This is a genomic window from Pseudomonas sp. AC463, assembly GCF_979253585.1.
This window is the reverse complement of the sequence record NZ_CEEDDZ010000506.1, coordinates 1-279: the sequence shown is the minus strand read 5'-3', so window position 1 is coordinate 279 and position 279 is coordinate 1. Positions and strand designations below refer to the sequence as shown.

General features: G+C 69.9%; 1 protein-coding gene. It reads left to right on the top strand.

What is annotated here, in order from left to right; all coding sequences use genetic code 11:
- Window positions 1-246: hypothetical protein (locus tag AC0IYH_RS31170; protein WP_471838068.1), on the top strand; the 246-nt coding region annotated here is incomplete at its 5' end.
- Between the last annotated feature and the right edge of the window lie 33 nt (window positions 247-279).

Here is a 279-nt window from a genome sequence, read left to right as displayed (position 1 = left end):
CCCTATGCCCGCCCCTGCGAACTGGCGCCGGCGATCGATGCGATTCGCGTGATCGCGCATCGCAACGGCCTGAACCCCGCCGTCACCGTCGCGCATTTTGTCGGTTCGGCGCTGTCTCGCGGCGAACGTGGTGCGCTGGTGCATGGCTGGCTGTCGATCCTGTGCGACGCGGTCGGTTGCGAGCGGCAGGACGTCGCCGCGTGCGACGCCTATGCCGCCGCCTGCTCGGTCCGCCTCGCGAGCTGATACCTTGGATGCGCTGATGGCGGCGACCAGCGC